This window comes from Daejeonella sp., from assembly GCF_049655485.1.
Taxonomy (GTDB): Bacteria; Bacteroidota; Bacteroidia; order Sphingobacteriales; family Sphingobacteriaceae; genus Daejeonella.
Genome location: NZ_JBASJU010000380.1, coordinates 1 through 1508 on the forward strand (window position 1 = coordinate 1; position 1508 = coordinate 1508).

The 1508-nt window shown below is 41.5% G+C and carries 2 protein-coding genes; both read right to left on the bottom strand.

What is annotated here, in order from left to right:
• Positions 1-46: 46 nt before the first annotated feature.
• A complete protein-coding gene (locus WBJ10_RS15585; RefSeq protein ID WP_424291934.1) occupies positions 47-937 on the bottom strand; it encodes an inositol oxygenase family protein in 891 nt (296 codons plus the stop codon).
• Positions 938-1046: 109 nt separating this feature from the next.
• A partial coding sequence (locus WBJ10_RS15590) for an ATP-binding protein (RefSeq protein WP_424291936.1) occupies positions 1047-1508 on the bottom strand: 462 nt, incomplete at its 5' end.

Sequence of the window (1508 nt, forward strand, 5' to 3'; positions counted from 1 at the left end):
TTAACTTCCCCGGTCCTTGCTCCTTACTCCTTGTTCCTTGCTCCTATCAAAATTTCAGCGTCGCCGGTAAATACTTCGCCACTAACTCTTCGTAATACGGCTTTAGTTTCTTCCAGTCAGGCGGCTCGGGATTTTTGGAATACAAATCATATGGATTGAAAAGCCTTACCCATTTCAGCATTTCCCTGTCGTGATCATCGAGAAGGTATTCATACTCATTTTCCCGGTGCCAGGCATAAAATGAATGGTAGCGGAGCATGTACAATCCTTCTTCCGGAAGATGATCTTTCAGCATCTGATAAACATATTCATCGTGGCCCCACGACATGTCTACATTGCGCAGGCCGCAGCCTTTTTCATATATTCCGTATTGAGTCTGGTATTCTGGAATGGAAAAATCAGTATTGTATTTGAAAAATTCGGGATAGACAATTTTATTAGAGTAAGGACATCCGACCGGGAATGTATCGCCTACAACCGCCCATTGCGGCTCGCCGAACAGGCATAATACTTTGCCCATGTCGTGCATGAGCCCGACCAATACCATCCAATCGGGATGGCCGTCGCGCCGAATAGCTTCCGAAGTTTGCAGCAGGTGCTGAAATTGGTCAAGATCCGTATCCGGATCAGAATCATCTACCAACTGGTTGAGAAACTCGAATGCCTCCCATACGGGCATTTCTTTTTTGTTGAAGTTTAAATAGTTGTTGCGCTTTTCCTGAACAAAATCAAAGGTTTGATACGTATGGTTCAAACGGTAGAATTCCTTGACGGTGTCTCTTGCCGGTTCTTCATAGTTCCGGTATTCATCCGTGGTTCTCCCTTTAGCGATTGTATCAGGTTCAGGGTATCTTTGAAGCACATCATCTTCCCACACATCGAGGCTTGACAGGGGATTTAATTCTTTTTCGGTGAACTTTTTTTGATCAGGATTCATTTGAATGTTTTTAATACTCAGAAATTGCTATCCTAAATTTATTATTTTTTCCAGGATAGTATTATATATTAAATCAGATTTTTGCGAAATCGTTTTTACAAACGTCTATCTACAAATTGAATTCAAATGTAAATTCCACCCCTTCATCCACCGCACTTAGCAATTCAACCTTCCCCCCTAAGATCTCCGTTTGAGTTTTTATCATAAAGAGGCCTACACCCTTTCCTTCGATATCCCGGTGGAAACGCTTATACAGCCCGAAAACATTATCACCGTGTTTATCCAGGTCAATCCCTCTGCCGTTATCTTTGTATCGTATGGTTAATTTTTCATTTTCCGTGGAACTGTCGATGGCAATTTTAAGCAACTGATTGGGACGGCGGTATTTAATACTGTTTGTTACCAGGTTCAGAAAGATGCTGTGCATATAGGATCTCAATGAATAAATCTCATCGACCTGGATTCCGCTCAGGTTGAAATCTACATTTTCCTGTTCTATGATGTTTTTAATACTTGTCCGTATTGTAGAAAGCAGGGCTGTTAAACTTACCGGTTCTTTTAGTTCATTTAA

What these genes read in the sequence shown, in the direction of transcription:
- WBJ10_RS15585 (WP_424291934.1), bottom strand. Translation starts at nt 937, where the DNA reads ATGAATCCTGATCAAAAAAAGTTCACCGAAAAAGAATTAAATCCCCTG.